This window comes from Microcoleus sp. CZ3-B2, assembly GCF_036705055.1.
Taxonomy (GTDB): domain Bacteria; phylum Cyanobacteriota; class Cyanobacteriia; order Cyanobacteriales; family Microcoleaceae; genus Microcoleus.
Window position 1 is genome coordinate 12,189 of record NZ_JAUBTN010000020.1, and the last position, 20,745, is coordinate 32,933.

Annotated in this window: 14 protein-coding genes and 1 pseudogene; 3 read left to right on the forward strand and 12 right to left on the reverse strand. The window is 46.4% G+C overall.

The window, feature by feature from the left end:
• Window positions 1-252: 252 nt before the first annotated feature.
• The 5 genes from QUA97_RS11685 to QUA97_RS11705 form a co-directional block, all read right to left on the reverse strand.
• A complete protein-coding gene (locus QUA97_RS11685) occupies window positions 253-1,473 on the reverse strand; it encodes an aminotransferase class V-fold PLP-dependent enzyme (protein ID WP_194068679.1) in 1,221 nt (406 codons plus the stop codon).
• 193 nt (window positions 1,474-1,666) lie between these two features.
• Window positions 1,667-2,272: a molybdenum cofactor guanylyltransferase gene (locus QUA97_RS11690; protein ID WP_194009653.1), complete on the reverse strand. Its 606-nt coding sequence runs from the start codon at window positions 2,270-2,272 to the stop codon at window positions 1,667-1,669.
• A gap of 102 nt (window positions 2,273-2,374) precedes the next feature.
• Window positions 2,375-3,439, reverse strand: coding sequence for an anthranilate phosphoribosyltransferase family protein (locus QUA97_RS11695; protein WP_194068675.1), 1,065 nt, complete (start codon window positions 3,437-3,439; stop codon window positions 2,375-2,377).
• 152 nt (window positions 3,440-3,591) lie between these two features.
• Window positions 3,592-4,590 carry a LysR family transcriptional regulator gene (locus QUA97_RS11700; protein ID WP_333087217.1) on the reverse strand — a complete coding sequence of 333 codons (999 nt, stop codon included), beginning with the start codon at window positions 4,588-4,590 and terminating at the stop codon, window positions 3,592-3,594.
• Between the two features lie 139 nt (window positions 4,591-4,729).
• Window positions 4,730-4,963, reverse strand: coding sequence for a hypothetical protein (locus tag QUA97_RS11705; protein ID WP_333194671.1), 234 nt, complete (start codon window positions 4,961-4,963; stop codon window positions 4,730-4,732).
• Between the two features lie 232 nt (window positions 4,964-5,195).
• Here QUA97_RS11705 and QUA97_RS11710 point away from each other — a divergent pair, with 232 nt between their 5' ends.
• Window positions 5,196-8,585, forward strand: coding sequence for a sensor histidine kinase (locus QUA97_RS11710; protein WP_333194672.1), 3,390 nt, complete (start codon window positions 5,196-5,198; stop codon window positions 8,583-8,585).
• Between the two features lie 323 nt (window positions 8,586-8,908).
• Here QUA97_RS11710 and QUA97_RS11715 read toward each other — a convergent pair whose 3' ends face one another.
• Window positions 8,909-10,270, reverse strand: a complete 1,362-nt coding sequence (locus QUA97_RS11715; protein ID WP_194068669.1) for a HEAT repeat domain-containing protein — start codon at window positions 10,268-10,270, stop codon at window positions 8,909-8,911.
• A 334-nt stretch (window positions 10,271-10,604) separates the two neighbouring features.
• Here QUA97_RS11715 and QUA97_RS11720 point away from each other — a divergent pair, with 334 nt between their 5' ends.
• Complete coding sequence (locus QUA97_RS11720) at window positions 10,605-11,474, forward strand: lipid kinase (protein WP_194068667.1); 870 nt, start codon at window positions 10,605-10,607, stop codon at window positions 11,472-11,474.
• Between the two features lie 213 nt (window positions 11,475-11,687).
• Here the strand turns inward: QUA97_RS11720 and QUA97_RS11725 are convergent, their stop codons facing one another.
• The 4 genes from QUA97_RS11725 to hemW form a co-directional block, all read right to left on the reverse strand.
• A complete protein-coding gene (locus QUA97_RS11725; RefSeq protein WP_194068666.1) occupies window positions 11,688-13,253 on the reverse strand; it encodes an FAD-binding oxidoreductase in 1,566 nt (521 codons plus the stop codon).
• Window positions 13,254-13,557: 304 nt separating this feature from the next.
• Complete coding sequence (locus QUA97_RS11730) at window positions 13,558-13,830, reverse strand: DUF1830 domain-containing protein (RefSeq protein ID WP_194068664.1); 273 nt, start codon at window positions 13,828-13,830, stop codon at window positions 13,558-13,560.
• 96 nt (window positions 13,831-13,926) lie between these two features.
• Entirely contained in the window at window positions 13,927-14,184 is a 258-nt protein-coding gene (locus QUA97_RS11735; protein WP_333194674.1) for a hypothetical protein, read from the reverse strand.
• Window positions 14,185-14,411: 227 nt separating this feature from the next.
• Window positions 14,412-15,779, reverse strand: coding sequence for a radical SAM family heme chaperone HemW (gene hemW / locus QUA97_RS11740; RefSeq protein WP_194068661.1), 1,368 nt, complete (start codon window positions 15,777-15,779; stop codon window positions 14,412-14,414).
• A gap of 375 nt (window positions 15,780-16,154) precedes the next feature.
• Between hemW and QUA97_RS11745 the strand changes: the two genes are divergently transcribed.
• Window positions 16,155-17,234 carry a PIN/TRAM domain-containing protein gene (locus QUA97_RS11745; RefSeq protein ID WP_194068660.1) on the forward strand — a complete coding sequence of 360 codons (1,080 nt, stop codon included), beginning with the start codon at window positions 16,155-16,157 and terminating at the stop codon, window positions 17,232-17,234.
• A 289-nt stretch (window positions 17,235-17,523) separates the two neighbouring features.
• Here the strand turns inward: QUA97_RS11745 and QUA97_RS11750 are convergent.
• Together QUA97_RS11750 and QUA97_RS11755 are read right to left on the reverse strand one after the other, a co-directional pair.
• Window positions 17,524-18,096: pseudogene (locus tag QUA97_RS11750) on the reverse strand (Uma2 family endonuclease).
• 90 nt (window positions 18,097-18,186) lie between these two features.
• Complete coding sequence (locus QUA97_RS11755) at window positions 18,187-20,397, reverse strand: Tex family protein (RefSeq protein WP_194068685.1); 2,211 nt, start codon at window positions 20,395-20,397, stop codon at window positions 18,187-18,189.
• Between the last annotated feature and the right edge of the window lie 348 nt (window positions 20,398-20,745).

Here is a 20,745-nt window from a genome sequence, read left to right on the forward strand (position 1 = left end):
TTGCATTTGGTTTGTTTGGGCTGGGGAAATGCAAGTTTGGCTATAAGTAAGTCGGTGGGGAAAAACACAACTGTGTTAAGAAAGATAAATGAGGCTCAAACCCCAATCCCTCCTGCATTCTGTCTCCTGACTCCTGCCTCATCCCAACTACAAATATTTACGCCTTTCTACTTATTATATTCCAATAGGCTTGGATTAACAGTTTGTATCGCCCGGAGATCCCATGCTCATCCCTTTTAAAAAGCGATTAAATTATCTGGTTTCATCAGTGTCTGTACGCTTGAAATCTGCGGTTAACCCATCACTTGTCAGCTCAACCAGCGCCTTAGCCAAATATTCATATTGCGGCAAAGTATTGTAAAACTGAGCGGAAATCCTTACCAACCGCTTGCTAGAATCGGGCCAAGGAATCACGGGAACTTCAATTTTAAAAATCTGCCACAGCGCCTCTTGCAAAGGTGCAATTCCGCCTTTTGCAACCGCATCAGATTTTTCATCAGCCAGCGGTACAACTGCCATTGAACCTACCATTTCATCGGGACAAGGTAGTGGCAAATCTAATTTATCGGCCAATATTTTTCTTCCGGCTAACGCTAAAGTATGATTTTTTGCCATCAATTCTGGCCAGCCACCCTTCAACAAAGAACCCATAAAATCAATAGCTACGGGTACGCACAAATAGGGACTCGGATCGACTGTTCCCATCCAGTCAAATTCTAATTGAAAGCGCGATTTATCAGTGCGCGGCGAGTTAGCGCCGTGACTGATGGTAGTTGGCCGAATGCTATCTTGTTTGTCTCGTCGCACGTACAGAAAAGCTGCACCTTTCGGCGCGCACAGCCATTTGTGGCAATTTCCCGTGTAGTAAGTTGCGCCAATTTCTGCTAAATTGAGCGCTACCATTCCCGGCGCGTGTGCTCCGTCTACCAATACATCTACGCCGCGATTTTCTAACTCGCCGACTAACTGTTTGATGGGAAATATTAAGCCAGTTTGGCTGACTATGTGGTCTAATAAGGCAATTTTTGTTTTAGCAGAAATGCACTTAATTATTGCTTCAATAATTTGTTGGGGCGATTCAATGGGAAATGGAATTTCTGCTACTATTACTTTAGCACCTGTGCGCTCTGCTATAAAATCAAGTGTGTTGCGGCAGGCGTTGTATTCCTGATTTGTGGTTAGCAATTCGTCGCCCGGAGCAAAAGTGAGCGATCGCAAAACAGCATTTATTCCCGTTGTAGCATTCGGCACAAAGGCTAAATCTTCTTCACCCGCGCCGATAAATGCGGCTAACTGATTTCTGGCATTATCTAACAGCGGTTCAAATTCTCGCATTAAAAAGCGCAAAGGTTCTCTTTCGAGTTGTTCTCTGAAACTAATTTGCGCTTCGAGTACGGGAATCGGACAAGCCCCAAAGGAGCCGTGATTGAGAAATGTTATATTGCGATCGAGTAACCAGTATTCGTTAATCATTTAATTAGTCAATAGTCAGTTGGCAGTAGTCATTAGTCATTAGTCATTAGTCATTAGTTAGTTGGTAGGGGCGGTGTCCCCGTGCCCGCCCTCTTAGTTGGCAGTAGTCAGTCGGAATTGGTAATTCGGAATTAGAACCAACAGTCAACAGTCAACAGCCAACAGTCAACAGTCAACAGCCAACAGCCAACAGTCAACCGTTACTCATTTTATCTTTTAATTGCTCAAACTCTTCTAATGTGTTGCAATTCGATAACATTATTGCTTCTCGTTCCCCTACAGGTAGAGGGATTGCTTGGATTTGATTTAACCATTTTTGAAAGGAACGTCCCCCTTTTTCAATAAAACTTTGCAAACTGGCGAGAGATTGTTGGCGGTAGAATCCGCACAAAGGTTCCCAGCGCGAGTTTTGATAAGGGACAATTGCTAGGGTTGATTGGGGAATAGCAGTTAGCTGACTCGCCCAATTTTGAATAATTTGGGGTTCTAATAAGGGCAAATCGCAAGCTAATAGTAAAATCCAGTCGGCGGGAATTTCTGTCAATCCCTGAGTCAATGCAACTAAGGGCCCGGAGCCCGGATTGTACTCTAGCAGAAATTGGGATTGTTCGGTTAAGGTCGATCGATAGCGATCGGGCCAAGCAGTCAAAACATACACTTGTGGCGTTACGGATGCTGCAACCTCTAACGCCCGCTGCAACAGGCTTTTACCCTCAATTTCCAGCAAAGCTTTATCCGTCCCCATGCGCGAACTTTGACCGCCTGCGAGTACAATTACAGCAATTTGATGGTTAGTCATTAGTCATTAGTCAGTAGTCAGTAGTCAGTAGTCATTAGTTAACTGTCAACCGTTAACTGTTAACTGTCAATAGTCATTAGCACAAAACCTCATGATTCATTCTCAAATTAAAGCACAAATTGCTTTGCTAACTTCCTCAAGTTTTTGCATGACTTGACCGCTGCTCAATAAAGTTTCTGCTTCAATCAAACCCGAGTTTATCTCTAAACAAACCCCGCTGCGCCACAGATAAAAGCCGCCGTTCCAGATAGCTGACTGCATCAATTCTGAGGGTTTGCCTAGCAACACTTCCTGGATTTGTTTGAGTAAGTCTTCCTCGGATTCAAAGGCGGGATTTGTGTTGCTGAAACCGTAATCTCCGTGGGCCAAAAGCACTCGCTCAAACTCAGTATCCGGCCTAGCAATGCCGATAATTGCAGTACGATCGCGCGGCAAGTCGCAGCTTCCCTCCAATCCTTTGACTGTGGTATAATTTTTGACTCCCCGCAATTCAAAGGCTTTTTGAAACATAGCTTCTGTCGGCGGGTGCACGTAGCCAGAGATGACGTTAACGTCGCCGGCGCAGGGACACCACATCAACTCCATTGTCGAAAAAGGCGGCCTTTTGCCGATTTCGCGGCGGTAGGGCACTAAAGCGGTGGCTTGAGGAAAATGCTTGGGAAGGTAGACAAAACCTAAACCGGTACTGTCAAAAACTTGCTGGACTTTTTCTAAACTAAGTTTTGTCCAGTCTACTCCCAAACCGCGCCAAATTTCTATCAGGGGAATGCCTTCTTTGGTTGGCATGACATCGCCGCCGTGCATGACGCTTGGCACGCCAGAGGCGGCTAAAATTAGGGCGGTTATGGGGCTAATTGGAGCGGTGCGCGATCGCCCGTCGTAAGCTACACCAAACACGGCGACGCTAGAAACTGCAAACCCTTTTTCTCGGTTTGGGGGGGCAAGCATGGGCCCCAATTCTTCATAGGCATCTAGCATTCCGGCTAATTCTTCGCCGGTGGGCCGTTTGATGCGGTGGGAAATCATAAAAGCTCCAATTTGAGCTGGTGTGGCTTCTTGCAGCAGCATCATCCGCGTGGCTGCTGCTGCTTCCTGGCGAGTTAAGTTTTCTCCTGTGTGTATTCCGCTGCCAATTTTTCGCAGCAATTCTCTAAATTGGTCACTCATAATTCTTGTAGTTGGTTATTGGTTATTGGTTATTTGTTATTTGTTATTTGTTATTTGTTATTTGTTATTTGTTATTAGAAAGAGAAGAGACAACAGTCAACAGTCAACAGTCAACAGACAACAGTCAACAAAAAAAACTGATAACTCGCGAATTAATTCCCTAATTTTCCGAGCTTGATGACATCCAATGGTGGTACAAATTCGCGTACCAGATTCCAGAAATGGGCGATCGGCGGAATTTGCATTCGATCGTGAGTTGTCACCAATACCACTTCGCGAGTCCAAGCTGGATCGATCGCCGATTGTCCGTTACCGAAGCCCTCGAAGAGGATCGTCGAAACTTGGGGATTTGCACTTTGTTTGGCGACGATGGGCCGAATTGCTAAAGTGCGATCGCCCTGGGCCTCAATCAAAGCTGAATGCGGTAGCAAAGCAATCAATTCTCCCTGTCGCACCACACCCCGAAAAGCATCGAGAGTGTTGAGTTCCAAAACAGCATGAAGTTTAGCGCCGATGCGTTCAAATTGTTCTTGCACCATCCGCTGCATTCCGTACCCGTCCTTAAACACCACTTGCGGGTAACAAATCAATTCCGGCCAAGGTACTCGATCGTACACGGCCAGGGGATGATTTGCCGCCATCAATACCTCGATCGGCTCATTGTAGAGTACCTCAACCAACATTTCTGGAGCTTGAGTAAAATAACGGTTGTTCATCACCACCGCGATGTCCACCAAACCGTCTTTGAGAACTTTCAGAGCTCGATCGCTCCCCAGCGCAGTCACCCGCAACTGCACTTCAGGATAATCGCGACAAAACCTTTGCAGCACAGGCGGCAAATAAGCAGCACAAACCGAATGAATCGCAGCCACGCACAGTTCCGGCTGCTTTCCCGCCAGCAAATCCGCCAATTCGACCGCAGCATTTCGCCAAGTCTGACAGATTTTGCGAGCGTGAGGCAACAGGCGTTCCCCTCCCACAGTCAGCTTCGCGCTTCCCGCACGGTGAAACAGCGACAAACCCACTTCCGCTTCGAGTCCCTGCACTTGACGGCTAATAGTCGATTGAGTCACGCCGCACTTCCGGGCCGCTTGCTGAAAGCTCCCGGTTTCAGCAACCGAAAGAAATGCTTGAAGCTGCTCTAAGCGCATGGATGTTTAATTCTAGATGGTTTCAGACATTTTCCTCGAACGATCGTAAGTAACGTTAACCGATTTAGTTGAAGAATTTAGTAGAATTTGATACAGTACAGATTAGTTTTGATGCTGACAGACGCGGAGATGCTCGTTTTTACGAACCAACTTGCTGGGGCAGGATTTCGGAGCGTCCGAGTAAATGTCGCTTCTCCAATGTTGAAGGGATTTCTGAATCTGCCAACTTATCAACAAACCGATTAAATTCGATAAATTTAGAGAATTTTGCCAGTTGATAGCTCAAGATTTTTAATAAAATTAGCAGTCGCCATCGCTCGCTTGCGTTAAGCTGCGGGATTTTTTGTTGAATTTCGATCTCAAAAGATAGCATTTAATTTGATAATTAATGGAGCATTATAGTACCTGAGTTTCCCTATAATTGTCAATAAATGTCCGAAGATTGGGCACGGTTAAAACCTGCAATGAACTTTTATCCCGGCTGAAAGTGACTGTTATTTTCTGTTTCTTTGTGTATAAACTAGGAATTAGCGGGTCAGCAACACAAGTGCAAGTACGATCGCACGCACGGGAAAGCCGAAATGCTGCAATTTCTTCTTAAAATTATGTCATTTAACCACAATTTTATTTCCCAAGGTGGATTAGAAGAGTGGCCACCGCAGTTAATGGGACTGCACGCGGTCAGCGATTTGTTAATTTCCTTGGCTGATTACTCAATTCCAGCGATTCTGACATACTTTGCCTGGAAGCAGCGCAAATTGCCTTTGAGCAGGGGGTTTCTGTTATTGGGAGCCTGGTTTTTCTGCCGGGGCACAACTCATCTGATGCAAGTTTGGATGCTGGTGCATCCCAGTTACTGGCCCTCAAGTTTCCTCGCCGCCATTACGGCTGTGATTTCTTTGTGGGCTGTGGCGGAACTGATGCCATCGCTTTCTCAACAATTCTTGGCTTTGGACGGTTTGGCCTCTTTCTCCGCAAATACAGCGCCGAAAACTCAAAAGCTCGATCGAGATCCTGCTGTGATGGCCATTAAAAATTCCACCGCCTCCCCCCCAAACGAACTCCAGCAAATTAACCAGCAATTGCTCGCAGAAATAGCGCAGCGCGAGCGAGTCGAGCAAATTCTGCTCGATACTGTCAGCAAGCTGCAAGAAAGTGAAGAACGCTTCCGCGTTTTTCAGGAATTATCTATAGATGGATTTAACGTGTTCCGCAGCCTTCGCGACGAATCTAAAATTGTGGATTTTGAATGGGAATACGTCAATCCCGCAGCGGCAAAAATTCAGCATATGACTCCTGAAGAATTAATCGGAAAGCGATTGCTGGAAGTGCTGCCCGGTCATAAAGAGCGCAATTTGTTCGACCGTTACGTGGAAGTTGTAGAAACAGGAACTCCCCTCGATACCGAGATTTATTACAACAGCGAAGGCATTGTCGGCTGGTTTCGGATTGTGACGGTTAAATTGGGCGACGGTATAGCTATTTCTTTTAGCGATATTACTGAGCGCAAGCAAGTAGAAGCATCTTTGGGCGACGCGATGCAAAAACTCACTTCTCATTTTGAAAATACACCCCTAGCTGTGATTGAGTGGGATAAAAATTGTCGCATCAGCGGGTGGTCGCCGGCTGCCGAAAAGATTTTTGGGTGGAAGGAAACAGAAGTTTTAGGCAAGCATTTTAGCGAATGGAATTTTATTGGGTATGGCGATTTTGAAGATGTACAATCGGCAATTGATAGTTTAAAAAACTCACAGACTCGCTGCAATGTAGTTCGCAACAGCAATTATAATAAGGGCGGTTCGCTGCTGCACTGCGAGTGGTACAATTCGGCTTTTTACAGCGATTCTGGACAGTTGATATCGTTGCAGTCTCTGGTTTTGGACGTGACGGAACGCTTTAATTTTGTGGAAGTGCTGCGACAGTCTGAAGAGCGGTTTCGGATTGCGGCAAAAAGTGCTAGCGATTTGATTTACGAATGGGATATCGATACGGGTATCGTGCTGTGGTTCGGTGAGATAGACGGACATTTGGAGTACGAAAAAGGCGGATTTCCGAGGACGAGAGCAGCTTGGAACAGTATCTTGCATTCGGAAGACCGAGATCGAGTCCTGGCTGCACTCGATCGATATTTGAGCGCGCCAGACTGTTCTGCTGCCCCATTTTTTGAGGAATACCGCGTTCAGAACCAAGGTGGCGGCTGGCTGCACTGGATCGATCGCGGCATGGCAGTGCTTGACTCTCAAGGCAATCCCTACAAATTGATCGGGGCGATCGGCGACATCAGCGATCGCAAACAAGCCGAAGCACAGCGGAATCTCGCCTTGGCGCGGGAACAAGTAGCCCGCCGCCAAACAGAAGCCAGCGAACAGTTGTACCGCGCCCTCGCTGAAGCCATCCCGCAAATAGTTTGGACTGCTTTACCCGACGGCGCGATCGATTATTGCAACCAGGGCTGGTTTGAATATAGCGGCATGACGCTGGAGGAAACTAAAGGCTGGGGGTGGCAGCCAATTTTGCATCCAGATGACTTGGAACACACCCTAGAACGCTGGAATAACTCGGTACAGACTGGGGAGACTTATGAGGTGGAATACCGCTTTAAACGGGCATCTGACGGGGCTTACCGCTGGCATCTGTGTCGGGCATTGCCCGTGCGGGATGCTGAGGGGAAAATCATCAAGTGGTTCGGGACTTGTACGGATATTGACGATCGCCACCGATGGACCCAAACAGCCGATTTCCGCGCCCGAGCCTTGGCTTTGCTGTCCTCGGCTTCCCTAGATTACCAGCAGGCGCTGCAAGGTCTGGCAGATTTAGCAGTACCTGAGTTGGGGGATTGGTGCTGCGTGCATTTAATCGAACCCGACGGCTCGCTCCGCTTGCAAGCAGTCGCTAACTCCGATCCGAACAAAGTCGCCCTGCTGTGGCAAATCGACCAGCGCTTGCCGGTAGACCCCCAGGGAAGGCACGGAGTGGCAAAGGTTCTGCGGACTGGGGAGGCGAAACTTTACCCCGAAATACCGAATTGGGCCCTCGAAGCGGTGGTACCGGACAGGGAATTGCTGTTGGTGCTGTGTTCCCATAGCCCGCTATCGGCAATCTGCGTGCCGCTGATGGCTCGCGGGCGGACGCTGGGAGCGATTTCGCTGCTGTGCGGGGAGTCTGGCCGCCGCTGCGAGTACGCCGATTTGGTTTTGCTGTCGGATTTGGCGCGGGATGCGGCGGTGGCGATCGACAATGCGCGGCTTTACCGGGAAGCTTCCGAGACCAACCGGATTAAAGACGAGTTTTTGGCAACGCTTTCCCACGAGTTGCGGACTCCTCTCAACGCGGTGGTGGGCTGGTCTCAGATACTGCGACAGCGCAAGTTGAGTCCCGAAAAAACGGCTGTGGCTTTGGAGACGATCGAGCGAAACGGGCGGTTGCAGACTCAGATGATTGAGGATTTGCTGGACGTTTCCCGGATTGTCAGCGGTAAAGTGTGTTTGAAGCTGTCCCCGGTGAATTTGGTTGGGACTGTAGAAACGGCCGTCAAGGCCCTGATTCCTGATGCTGAAGCTCGCGGAGTTGAATTGGTGAGTTATTACGGCGAAGGAGTGAGTACCTTGAGGGGCGATGCTGCTCGTTTGCAGCAGGTGGTGTGGAATTTGCTCTCGAATGCAATTAAGTTTACGCCGCGGGGAGGTCGCATAGAAATCAGGGTCTGGGATGAGGGGGAATCGCGATCGGCTGGTGGTGCCATTTTGTCTGTGTCTCCGGTTCACTCTGTGACGATCGCCATCACCGATACCGGAATTGGCATCAGCAAGGAGTTTTTACCGTTTGTGTTCGATCGCTTCCGCCAAGCTGACAGCAGTTCTACGCGCAATTACGGCGGGCTGGGACTGGGATTGGCGATCGTCCGCCATCTGGTGGAACTCCACGGCGGCACTGTCTGGGTCGAAAGTCCCGGCCTAGGACTAGGCTCGACTTTTGGGGTGCGATTGCCAATTTAGTCAGTTGTTAGTTGTTGGTTGTTAGTTGTTGGTTGTTGGTTGTTAGTTGTTAGTTGTTAGTTGTTGGTTGTTAGTTGTTAGTTGTTGGTTGTTGGTTGTTGGTTGTTGGTTGTTGGTTGTTGGTTGTTGGTTGTTAGTTGTTGGTTGTTAGTTGTTGGTTGTTGGTTGTTGGTTGTTAGTTGTTAGTTGTTGGTTGTTAGTTGTTGGTTGTTAGTTGTTGGTTATTTGTTGACAGCTATTGGTTAACAAATAACAGATAACAGATAACAGATAACAGTCAACAGTCAACAGTCAACAGTCAACAGTCAACAAGACTTATTTTCCTACCATTCTTGCAGGGCGATCGCAATTCCCTCTCTCAATCCCGGTTCCAGATTGTCTTGCTTAACTAAACTTTCTAATTGCTGCCGAACCTCCGCTGCACCAAGCCTTTTGAGCGCTGCAGCGCCGTGCAGCCTGACGCTATTATCGCCGTCGCCTAACAATTGAATCAGTGCGTTTAGCGCTCTAATATCACCTAATTGTCCTAACGCTAAAGCTAAAGATTGTTTGATTTCGGGAGGCTGCACCGCCGGATAATTCCCCTCTAGCAAACCGATCGCAATTTCTGCAGCTTTTATTTTTAACTCCGGCTTTGACCCTCGCCCTAAAACAGCGGCAATTTCTTGACAAACAGCAGGATTAATGTTATCAATTTGTAAGGATTCGCTGGCATTTAGCACTCGATCGCTATTTGTGAATTCGCTCCGTTGTGCGTTAAAAACCGATCGCCCAATCAGCGCAGTTTGCAAATATTCTAAAGCAACAGCAGTTTCGCTCCAGCCTAGGGCGCGCACAGTTTCGATTTGCAATTCCAGGGGAGTTGCGGGGTTTCGCAGGAATTCAAATAAACTGTACGCTGCAGCATCGGTTTTCAGTCGCCCGATCGCGATCGCCGCTTGTTGGGACACTTCAAATCGGATGTCCCAAAGCAAAGGTTTGAGCAAATTAACTAAATCTAATTCTGCATCTAAATAAGCGCGAACTCCCAGAGCTCTCACCGCTTCTTTTCTAACTGATGTCGCCACATCTTTGAGTGCTTCTACCAGTACCGGCGGGATGCGGGAGTCGTGAAAACTACTCAAAGCCTCGATCGCAGCCAGCCGCACCGCAATTCTAGAGTCTTTGACTACACTCAACAGCGGGGCGATCGCTTCGGGGCGGCGAATTTGGGCGAGGGCTACTGTTGCAAACTGTCGCGAGTCTTCCTGCTGCAATAGAGTTGCTAGGGATTCTATAGCTGTCGGGCCGAAATTGGCGAGGGTTTGGGCCGCGATTTGGCTCAATTCTTCGTCGGAATTTTTGACTAATTTTACTAAAGCTGCAATCACTTCCGGGCGAGGGAACTTTCCGAGAATGCGGGCGGCAAACCACCTGGGTTCGGTGTCTGCGTCTTCGTCTTCGATCGCAGCAATTAAAGGTGCGATCGCGCTATTTCCCAGATTTGGCAATACCTTAGCAATTTCCCAGCGGTCTTGAAAATCCCCCCATTCCAAGGCTTGTATTGCTAAACTTACGGCTTGTTCTAAAAATATTTTTTCCTGTGGCTGGCTGCGGTTGGCTGTCACTTGCTGCAAGCATTCGACTACAATAGGCCAGTTTTGGCGATCGGCAGCGGCTTGCGCTTGTTCTAAAATATGAGACATAAATTTAATTTAGCTTCAAGAAGGTAGATGACAGCTAGCCCAGAAGCGCGATCGTCTCCCGCAATCTGTTGCTACAATTATCAATTATTTGAGATTTATGTCAATCCCTCACCCATGGTAAAATATAATTAAAACATTAAATCAATTCATTTAAATCATCAATTCGTCATATTCTTGAAACAAAAAACCAAATTCCCACCTAAATAAAAATAGATCTAATAAATTCCAATTAAATAAAGCCATTTCCTCCTTGGGTTCGCAGTGTGGACGAAATCCCGCACTACGAACCGTGACAGCATTAATTTTTTTCACCCAACTATTTGCCCATTTTCTAATGAAAAAAGCTCTCCTTTTAGTAAACCAGCACTCTCGAAGAGGGAAAAAACTATTATCTCAAGCCACTGCCAAATTAGAAGCACTTGGTTTTGAATTAATAGTAAAATCAACCGACAGCGCCAGCGAAATTTCCAACACAATTCGGAACCACCAAAATCAAGTCGAATTAGTCATCATCGGTGGCGGCGACGGCACACTCAACTGCGCCATCGAAGGTTTGATGGACGCTAAATTGCCCTTGGGTATTTTGCCGATGGGAACAGCTAACGATTTAGCCCGCACTCTCGGAATTCCTACAGATTTATCCGCAGCTATTCAAGTAATTGCCAGCGGTAAAATTCGGCTTATAGACATAGGTTGGGTAAACCAACAGCATTTTTTTAATGTAGCGAGTTTGGGATTGAGCGTCGAAATTACCCAGAGACTGACTAAAGATGTAAAGCAGCGCTGGGGAATTTTAGCTTATGCTTTGGCTGCTTTGCAGACAATTTTTAAATCGCGACCATTCAGAGCAGAAATCAAGGTAAACAACCAATATTTTAATGTAAAAACAATTCAAATTGCCATAGGCAACGGCCGCTACTACGGCGGCGGCATGACAGTTGCCGAAGATGCCACCATCGACGACAAGCGACTGGATTTGTACAGTTTAGAGACACACCATTGGTGGGAAATCATTGCTTTACTGCCAGCAATGAGGCAAGGAAATTATACCACTTGGCCGAAGGTTCGCGCCTTGCACGCTCAAGAATTTGAGATTAATACTAGCAAACGCCGTTCGATTAATACCGACGGTGAAATCACCACTCACACGCCTGCAAAATTCCGAGTGATTCCCCAAGCTTTAGCAGTTATAGCTCCTGTATAAGTTTGTAGTGATATCAATTCCGGTTGCACTCATATATAACTGTTGACAGTTGACTGTTGACAGTTGACTGTTGACTCGAAAAACTGAATGGTTGATTGTTAACTGTTGACTCGATTTTATTATTCCGATGCAACCAGAAACGATATGAGGATTTTATTATTCTGATTTTGACACAGACTAAAGTCCTCACTACAAACCCAATTACTGACCAAATTAATAATCGCCTCCCGCGCCGTATTGCCACGCTTCAACTAATCGGTTAAAATAAAATTTCTGTTCTGCAGACAAATTTTTAACCTGCGGTTCTACCGCTTTCCCTAACGGCTGCAATCCCGTATAAATTCCTAAATTTACATAATGAACCATCCAATCAAGCAAATTAGCTATTCCCACCTGCGGAATGATTTTCATCACTAATCCAGGATGACTAATTGCTGTTTTAAACAGGGTTTTTGACAAAGCCGGAAATAACACAATATCCTGCAGAAACGGTTTGAGTACCGGTTCTCCCAACTCTTCCATTACCTGAAATACAGCAGCCAACAGTTGATTGATTTGATTGGGATCTATTTTTTGATTCATCGCAGCACTCATCGAACGCTGAAACAACCAGGTGACAGATAGATTCGGCTGATACGGTTGCAAAAGTGCAAGGGATTTTTTGTCTAAACTCTCGCTTGTCAAAGCTTCGTCAATTCCGAGGGTCAATCGTTTGAGGTGGCGCACCATTGCGCCGAAACCGCCGAAGCTGAGGGGCGATTGGCTACCGCTACTGTCTCCGACTGGAAGTATGCGATTCCAAGGCATTTTTAGAGGACTTTGGCGATAGCAGGGAAAGAATCCGTAGAGTGCTCTTTGGAATTTTAACTGTTCGAGTTTGACGTTTTGATATTGGGGCAGCAAGCGCAAATATTCTTCAAATAATGTTTCTAAACTGAATCTTTCTGTGTCAGCGTCTATATAGGTAAATAAGTAAGTAGTGCGCCCGTCTCTGGCTGGAAATGCTTCCCAAAAGTATTGGCACTGATTTTGCATTGGGGTGAAGGATGCAAATATGTCGCCGGTTTCGTTTTTGGGATATCCTTGGGCGCAAGTGCCGACTACTAAACATACTGCGTCGGGTTTTTTCCCTTGTCTGGCTTGGCGGACAATGGGGGAAAAATGTCCCATTGCGTCTAAGAATAATCTGGTTTTAAATAAATTTTCGGCTGTCGGTAAATCTGTAATTGCCGCTTCTACTGCGACTCCGTTGGGGTGAATTGTTGCTGTTTTAAATGGTGTGTTTTCAAATAGTTTGCCTCCGGCTTGGAGAAATTTTTGTTTGAGGGTTTCGAGGAGGTAAACTGGGTCTATTCCGATGTTTAGTACGTCGCGCACCCAAATGTCGGGGGTGTTGGCAAAGCTGATGCGGGCTGGGTTGTATTCGGTGGCTATTGCTTTGTCTATTTCAGCAGCAGTCAGCAAATTTAGTTCTAAGAATGCGTCTAATTCTTTGCGCGAAATGTTCCATTCTTGGTCGCGCCCTCGCAGGATGCCGCGTTCGAGTAGGGCTACTCGCCAACCCCGCACGGCTAAGGCTGTTCCGATGAGTATTCCTAGGGTTCCGCCGCCGATAACTATGTCGAAGTCGAGGGTTTCGAGGGGTTGTTGGTTGTGCTTGACTGCTTGGGGTGCTGGTGCGGTGTTTTGTTTGAGGTTGTTCCAGAGTCGATCGACCTTTTGCAGGCCTTCAAGGGCATTTCCCGGCACTTGGGAGAGGATTTGTTCGGTGAGGGACATCGGGTTTTAAGATTGAAGAGCGGTGGATTTTCTATAATTTAGCTTAGATCGATATTTCAGAGAGTTTTAGGGCTGATGTGGGGCCAAAAACCCGGTTTCTAGGAGTTTTGGGCTTAACGATAAATCACGCCAGAAACCTGGTTTCTGATAAGTAGGGTGCGTCAGCTACAACTATTTTGGCGACAAACCAAGAATCTCATGCTGACGCACGCCCGGAATTAAATCAAGGGTGCGTCAGCATGAGACTTTTTCGGCACGATTTTAAGATGTCAAAACTGACGCACCCTACCATTTTTGTTGCAGTTCAATCAGCGGTGCTTAATTCTTCTACTTGCAGTCGATCGCACAAAATTGGTTCGCACGCCACACCACCAGTCTCTGCGGCTGTCCAAATTTCTAATTTAGCTTCCGGTACCGCTTCAAACAAAAAACGTTCTCCCGGAAACACCGTCCGCTCAAAATACCAATTAGGAATATTTGTAATTCGAGCAATTTGCACTTTGCTAGTATTGTTGAGATACCAACACAAAATGCGCGTATTAGGTTCGGCAATCACCTCATTCATTGTCAAATTCATTTTTTTTACTTGTTTGTGAAATTGTGTAATCCATCGGCTGCTCGCCCGATATTAATATAACATATTACAATAAAAAATAAACATACTTTGGGTATATTAATAAATGCCTCTGGGGGAAATATTGCCTTTTTCTACCTGTTCCCAAGAAGGTGCAAAAGGCGACATTGCTAAGGTGCAAGATTTCCATCCTCCCCTCACAGGTGCATTCAACAATTGACAGTGACCAACCGATCCTTTTGGATCTTTGTAGTAACAGCACAAAGCGCATTTAGAAATAGAAGTGCAGGGCGGAGCGCTAGTTACAAGAATGGATTCGCTGTGAAGGTTGTTGCGTTTGAGAGTTAGAGTTTCCATCGATATCTTTTTCAAATCTTCAATCTCAAGTATGACAGCCGGATTTCAGTCGCTGCGTCTACCTCAAGGCTTAGTTCGATTTTAAGTTTTGTTTAGGGATCGATAGAAAACATATCTTTTTTGACGGAATCAAACTAGGGAGCAATTAATTTTTCTCTAATTTTAATTTGCTGCCCTGGCTCGATCGCCCTCGGTTACTGTCTGAGGGAGTACAGCTCAGAGGCCAGTTAGTTATCCTTGCCTAGCTGGCTGAACAAATCGGCTAAAATTGTATTGGAAAATAAAAAACCTTCAGGATCGCTCAACCTCAAATTTCCTGAAAGCGGCAGTTTCGCGCCTTCGGCTAAAGTTGCGTCAAGCGGATCTATTCCGTAGGAAATCTCCCGATCGGCTGTCACGATTTCCACCCATCGCAGCCGCCAGTAGGGTTGCAAACAATCCCAAATTCGATCGACTGTTTGCTGCGTAAACTGTTGAGTCAGCGCCGAAAGGCTAACTCCTTCTGTTAAACGCAAGCCTAGCATCAGCGTTTCTAACAAAATGTCATTTTCTGAGACTTGAACATTTTGATCGAGTGCTGGGTAAATATCCTGCGGGGTTTCCTCTCCTGTTTTTGGGGTGGCTGCTGAAGCGATCGCACAGATCGATCGCACCCACTGATAATATTCTTGAGTTTTGCGAGGTCTTGTCAACCTCCGCCCTTGCACGTAACTCGCCGCCCCCATTCCCAAACCGTAATAAGGGCGATTTTCCCAATAGACGCGGTTGTGGCGGCACTGATAACCGGGCTTAGCGTAATTAGAAATTTCGTAATGTTCGTAGCCAGCCCCAGTCAAAATCGATCGCGCCAAACGGTACATTTCAGCAGCAGTTTCATCTGCCGGTAGCGGCTGCGCGCCTGCTTCAAAGTAGCGCCCGAAGGCCGTTCCAGGCTCAACAATTAAGTCGTAACTCGACAGGTGAGTCGGGCCAATTTCTACCGCCGATTTAAGGGAAGTTTCCCACTGTTCTAAAGTTTGGTGCGGCAGTCCCGAAATTAAATCTAAACTGAAATTGACAATCCCGGCCGATCGCACGATTTCTACTGCTTCAAAAATTTCTGCCACAGAGTGCGATCGTCCGCAAGCTTGCAGCAATTCATCCTGAAAAGCTTGCACTCCCAAACTAACTCGATTTACTCCCGCCGCTACATATCCCCGCAACTGTTCTAAAGTAAAAGTACCGGGGTCTATTTCTATAGAAATTTCCGCCCCAGCAGCAATCCCAAATTTGCCGTCTAGAGTCTCTAAAATATGGCTCAACTGACTGACAGAAAGCAGCGAAGGCGTGCCGCCACCAAAAAAAACTGTTTTCAGAGATGCGCCTAAATTTGGAGTTGCTTGAATTTCTTCACACAGTGCGGCAACGTATTGCACGATTGTGCCGGAATTTTCGCCATTTTTGCGATCGCCCACCACAAAAACCGGAAAATCGCAGTAGTAACAGCGGCGGCGACAAAAAGGTACGTGCAGGTAAGCCGAACTCGGAATGCCGGAATTTGCCGCTTGGCCGCTTTTTTTGAATTCAAATGTTAAATAATCTGTAGTAGCGTTCATTACTCTTTTGCCACAATTGCCAGTTCAAATCTCAAGCTTTAATTAAAGCATCATTAATAATTATGTATATTATGACAGTTTCTCAGCAATAAAGGTCTGGGTTCGATAGGCTATTTTAGTTGCACCTCCTATCGGTGGCGATCGGCAGAAATTCCCGAATAGCCAGAGATTCCTGTATTGGTATCTGGTAGATGCCCTCGGCAGACCTCGCTAAATCTAACTCTTGCTCGATCGCGCATCCCCTTCACGGTAGAGGCGCGAAATATAAGTTCATTAAAATTTATGAATCAAGATAGCGATATCCGACCGCAACGTCGGAAAAAACTATCAGCACGGGAAAGATATAATGTAAACAAATTCATTAACCTAGAACTAATGCTAGACGCAATCATAATAATCTCATTCATAATCGCAGGCGGAGGCATCGGCTATTACGGAGTCGAGCTGCTACCGAACAACCTGCTGGAGCAAGTTACAAATATACAAGGTTTAAGTTCCGTACTAGGCTCGTTTGGAGCATTAATCGGCTTCGTGTTCGGATTAGTGGCTCAAACAACCTATCGGCGCGTAGAAAAAAGAGTCCGGGATATGCCGGTGGAGATGCTGCTGACGCGGGCGATCGGCTTAATCATCGGACTGCTAGTAGCCAACTTAATGCTGGCTCCGCTGTTCCTGCTGCCAATTCCCCGCGAATTCGGCTTTATCAAACCCCTAGTCGCAGTATTGGGTAGCGTCATGTTCGGCTTCACAGGGGTCGGCTTGACAGAAACCCACGGCCGTGCTTTCCTGCGCTTGATCAACCCCAAAAGCTTAGATACGGTGTTGGTAGCCGAAGGAACTTTCAAACCAGCCTCTGCCAAAGTAGTCGATACAAGCTGTATAATTGACGGCCGGATTGAAAACCTGCTAGAAACAGGTTTCCTCGAAGGTCAAATTATTATTCCGCAATTCGTGCTCCAAGAACTGCAACTCGTAGCCGATTCCGCCAACGATCAAAAGCGAGTGCGCGGGCGTCGCGGCTTAGATGTACTCAACCGCATCAAAGAAACATATCCAGAACGGATTCAAATTCACTCGGCTGACTACGAAGATATTGCCACAGTCGATGCCAAATTAGTCCGCTTCGCCTTAGATATCGACGGCATTTTGCTCACCAACGATTACAACTTATCGAAAGTAGCTACCGTCCAAAAACTGCCGGTTTTGAATATCAACGATTTGACTCATGCAGTGCGCCCCACTTATTTGCCGGGAGATACAATCGAACTAAAAATCCGCAAAGAAGGCAAAGAACCCTCTCAAGGAATCGGTTACTTGGACGACGGCACAATGGTAGTCGTAGAAGCAGGAAGCAGCTACGTCGGTGCCGAAGCCAGAGTCGTAGTCACCAGCGCCCTGCAAACTAGCGCAGGCCGCATGATATTCGCCCGTCCTCAAGAATCCGTTATTGTTTGAAACCCAGAAACAATGACCACGGCAATCAGAATCAAATATTGCGATCTTTCCAATCTGCCCTGACTCTCTACCGCGCCCGGTATGACGAATCGGGGCAGTGGTTTTTTGTGTGTCTTAAATGTTGGGAATCGGCAAGTAAAAACAATCCTTTTTACTTCTACCGCGGCCCTTGGAAAGCTACCAAGAAAAAATAGCAATTAGCAGCTTGTTCTTCTTTTCTTTTCCTTCGCGTCCTTTGCGTCTTCGCGGTTCAATCATATCAATATCAGTGATTCAGGAGTAATTAAAATCAACCAATCTCGATCGCATCTTCATACAAAGCCTCGATCGCACAGCTAAAATTAACACTCTTTAACTCAATTTCTTGCCCTTGAGTGTAAGGATAAAGCACCCAAAAACCCTCTGCATTTCGTCTAAAACACTCTACACTAACTCTTTCTTGATTGATTAATACATACTCTTGCAAACTTTAAGAAGTGCGGTCATCGGCAAATTTTTCACCTCTGTCAAAAGCCGCTGTTGTCGGCGATAAAACTTCCACAATTAAGCGCGGGTAGCGAATGAAATCTTCATCAGCATTTTTGTCTCGTTCATCACAACTAACCGCTACATCGGGATAGTAATAGAAATTTGATGCCTCAATCCGAACTTTCATATCTGCCATATAAGTTATGCAGCCACTTCCTCGAAGATGATTTCTCAACAGTGCAAACACATTTCCCGAAATGATGACATGAGCTTTGCTTGCGCCTGCCATTGCATAGATTTCACCTTGCCTGTACTCGTGTTTGATAGGACTGACTTTCTCGCCTGCTAAATAATCTTCAGGAGAGACATAGGTGTCGCTTTTACCTGCAATCATATAATTTTGCGGTTGGTGAGGATTACACTATTATAGCCGTAGCTTGCGGGGCCCAACGCCATCGCCCTTGTTCACCTTTCCCCCAAACTTTTAACGTCGGCGCGGGGCCGGAAGCCTCGCGGTATTGCCATTTTGCGGTTGCGGTTTTTCTTGCAGCTTCATCGTCAAACTAACCCGCTTTAACTTCTCATTCACCTCCAAAACCCGCACTTTCACAACTTGTCCGACTTTCACAATCTGTTTCGGATCGTCTACAAAGCGATCGGCTAATTGAGAAATATGAACCAAACCATCTTGGTGCACTCCCACATCAACAAAGGCTCCAAAGTTAGCTACATTCGTGATGATGCCTTCTAATTCCATCCCCACTTGCAAATCGGAGATTTCTTTAATTCCAGCTTGGAAAGTGGCATATTTAAACTCGGCACGCGGGTCTCTTCCCGGTTTTTCGAGTTCGGAAATAATGTCTCGGAGTGTCGGTTCTCCGACTTTCTCTGTGACATATTTTTTAATATTTACAGTCTTGATTTTTTCCGATATTTGTGTTATTCCTGTCAGCGGCAAGTCTAAATCCTTGGCGATCGCCTGCACGACAGCATAACTTTCGGGATGAACTGCTGTATTGTCCAGGGGGTTTTCGCCGCCGCGAATGCGGAGAAAGCCGGCGGCTTGTTCAAAAGCTTTTGGGCCGAGTTTGGGAACTTTCAAGAGTTGACGGCGATTTTTAAACGCGCCGTTTTCGTTGCGGTAATTGACGATATTTTTAGCAACTGTTGCCGTCATTCCTGATACAAAGGTCAGCAGTTCTTTGGAGGCTGTGTTTAAGTCAACTCCGACATAGTTAACGCAGCTTTCGACTGTTTCGTCGAGTTTCTTTTTGAGCAGTTTTTGGTCAACGTCGTGCTGGTATTGACCGACTCCGATTGATTTCGGGTCGATTTTTACAAGTTCGGCTAAAGGATCTTGCAAGCGCCTTCCGATGCTGACTGCGCCCCTGACTGTGATGTCGAGGTCGGGAAATTCGGCGATCGCCACATCGCTTGCTGAATAAATCGATGCGCCGGATTCGTTCACCATGACTTTAATCGGTTTTCTGTCCATTTCGGCCAAAACTTCCGATACAAACTCGTCTGTTTCGCGGGAAGCTGTACCGTTGCCGATCGCGATTAATTCAATTTTATATTTTTCAATTAAATGCTTGACAATTTTACCAGCTTGCTGTCGCTGAGCTGCGGCTTGGTGCGGGAAAATTGCTTGATATTCCAAAAATTGCCCGGTTTCGTCGAGGGCGGAAACTTTGCAACCGGTGCGAAATCCAGGATCGATCGCCAGTGTGGGTTTCATTCCCGCCGGCGCCGACAGCAGCAACTCGCGGAGGTTGGTTTCAAAAGTGGCGATCGACTCGATATCAGCGGCGGCTTTGTTGTGCGATCGCACTTCCGTAATCAAGGAAGTCTTCATCAGTCGGTTGAAAGCATCCTTCAATGTCGATCGATAAAACTCCTTAACTGCTGCTATCTTAGTTCTAATTTCCTGAGATTCCAAATAAGCCATCACCGCCGATTCATCAAAGGCCAAGTCTAAATCTAAAACCCCCTCCGTTTCCCCGCGAAACAGCGCTAACATATTGTGCGACTGAACGCTTCTCGCTGCAACTTGGTAATTGCGGTACATTTCAAATTTAGTGCTTCCTTCTGGGAAATCATCTTTAATTTTCGAGACAAAAACCCCAGTTTTCATCAAAAAATCTCGCAAATAAGCTCTATATTCAGCTTGTTCAGAAACCGCCTCGGCCAAAATATCCCCAGCACCTTTGAGAGCTTCTTCTGAAGTTTTTACTCCCTTTTCTTCCGACACATATTTGCTAGCTTCCGCTGCGATATCGGCCGGTTGAGCAGTCGGCTTGTTCAGAGACTTAATAAATTCTGTCAGCGGTTCCAAACCTTTTTCTCTAGCAATTGTCGCCCGCGTCCGCCGCTTGGGTTTGTAAGGCAGATAAAGGTCTTCGAGTTCGTTTTTTTGCAAGCACGATTCAATTTTAGCTTGCAATTCCTCCGTGAGTTTGCCCTGGGAGGCGATCGTCTCCAAAATCGACTTTTTGCGGTCTTCAATTTCCGTCAAATAAGTAAAGCGATCGGAAATATCCCGCAAATGAATTTCGTTGAGGGAATCGGTACGTTCTTTGCGGTAGCGGGCAATAAACGGAATAGTTGCGCCCTCGGCGAAAAGTTCCAGAGCATTATTGACTTGGGAGAGATTGATGTCAAGTTCTTGAGCAATCAGTTGAGGAATGTTGAGCATAGTACAGAATTTTGGGTCAGTCAATTTTAGATTTTAGATTCACTTCACGGAAGAAGGTAAAAAGGTTTCCAATAAAAGTTTGAAAGGTGTTGGCGATTGTCTTGCCACTATTAAAGTTATTTTAGCATAAATCTAGTATTTTTTCAAAATTACCAGTCAAAATCAGACTAAAGTCCTGCTTCTAACTCCCAAAGAGGACTCGCCTTCCCACCGAGCAAACCGGTTCGTAGTGATGAATTCAGTCCTTCTTGTCACAAGTTTACATTCAGAAATTCAGTCCTTATTATAACTCCTAAAAATTACTTTTTCCCTACTTTTTACACAGGCTCGTAGTGATGAATTCAGTCC

Bases quoted from the DNA above. Each gene is read 5' to 3' on its own strand.
- QUA97_RS11685 (WP_194068679.1), bottom strand. From the start codon at position 1,473: ATGATTAACGAATACTGGTTACTCGATCGCAATATAACATTTCTCAAT.
- QUA97_RS11690 (WP_194009653.1), bottom strand. From the start codon at position 2,272: ATGACTAACCATCAAATTGCTGTAATTGTACTCGCAGGCGGTCAAAGT.
- QUA97_RS11695 (WP_194068675.1), bottom strand. From the start codon at position 3,439: ATGAGTGACCAATTTAGAGAATTGCTGCGAAAAATTGGCAGCGGAATA.
- QUA97_RS11700 (WP_333087217.1), bottom strand. From the start codon at position 4,590: ATGCGCTTAGAGCAGCTTCAAGCATTTCTTTCGGTTGCTGAAACCGGG.
- QUA97_RS11705 (WP_333194671.1), bottom strand. From the start codon at position 4,963: ATGCTATCTTTTGAGATCGAAATTCAACAAAAAATCCCGCAGCTTAAC.
- QUA97_RS11710 (WP_333194672.1), top strand. From the start codon at position 5,196: ATGTCATTTAACCACAATTTTATTTCCCAAGGTGGATTAGAAGAGTGG.
- QUA97_RS11715 (WP_194068669.1), bottom strand. From the start codon at position 10,270: ATGTCTCATATTTTAGAACAAGCGCAAGCCGCTGCCGATCGCCAAAAC.
- QUA97_RS11720 (WP_194068667.1), top strand. From the start codon at position 10,605: ATGAAAAAAGCTCTCCTTTTAGTAAACCAGCACTCTCGAAGAGGGAAA.
- QUA97_RS11725 (WP_194068666.1), bottom strand. From the start codon at position 13,253: ATGTCCCTCACCGAACAAATCCTCTCCCAAGTGCCGGGAAATGCCCTT.
- QUA97_RS11730 (WP_194068664.1), bottom strand. From the start codon at position 13,830: ATGAATTTGACAATGAATGAGGTGATTGCCGAACCTAATACGCGCATT.
- QUA97_RS11735 (WP_333194674.1), bottom strand. From the start codon at position 14,184: ATGGAAACTCTAACTCTCAAACGCAACAACCTTCACAGCGAATCCATT.
- hemW (WP_194068661.1), bottom strand. From the start codon at position 15,779: ATGAACGCTACTACAGATTATTTAACATTTGAATTCAAAAAAAGCGGC.
- QUA97_RS11745 (WP_194068660.1), top strand. From the start codon at position 16,155: ATGCTAGACGCAATCATAATAATCTCATTCATAATCGCAGGCGGAGGC.
- QUA97_RS11755 (WP_194068685.1), bottom strand. From the start codon at position 20,397: ATGCTCAACATTCCTCAACTGATTGCTCAAGAACTTGACATCAATCTC.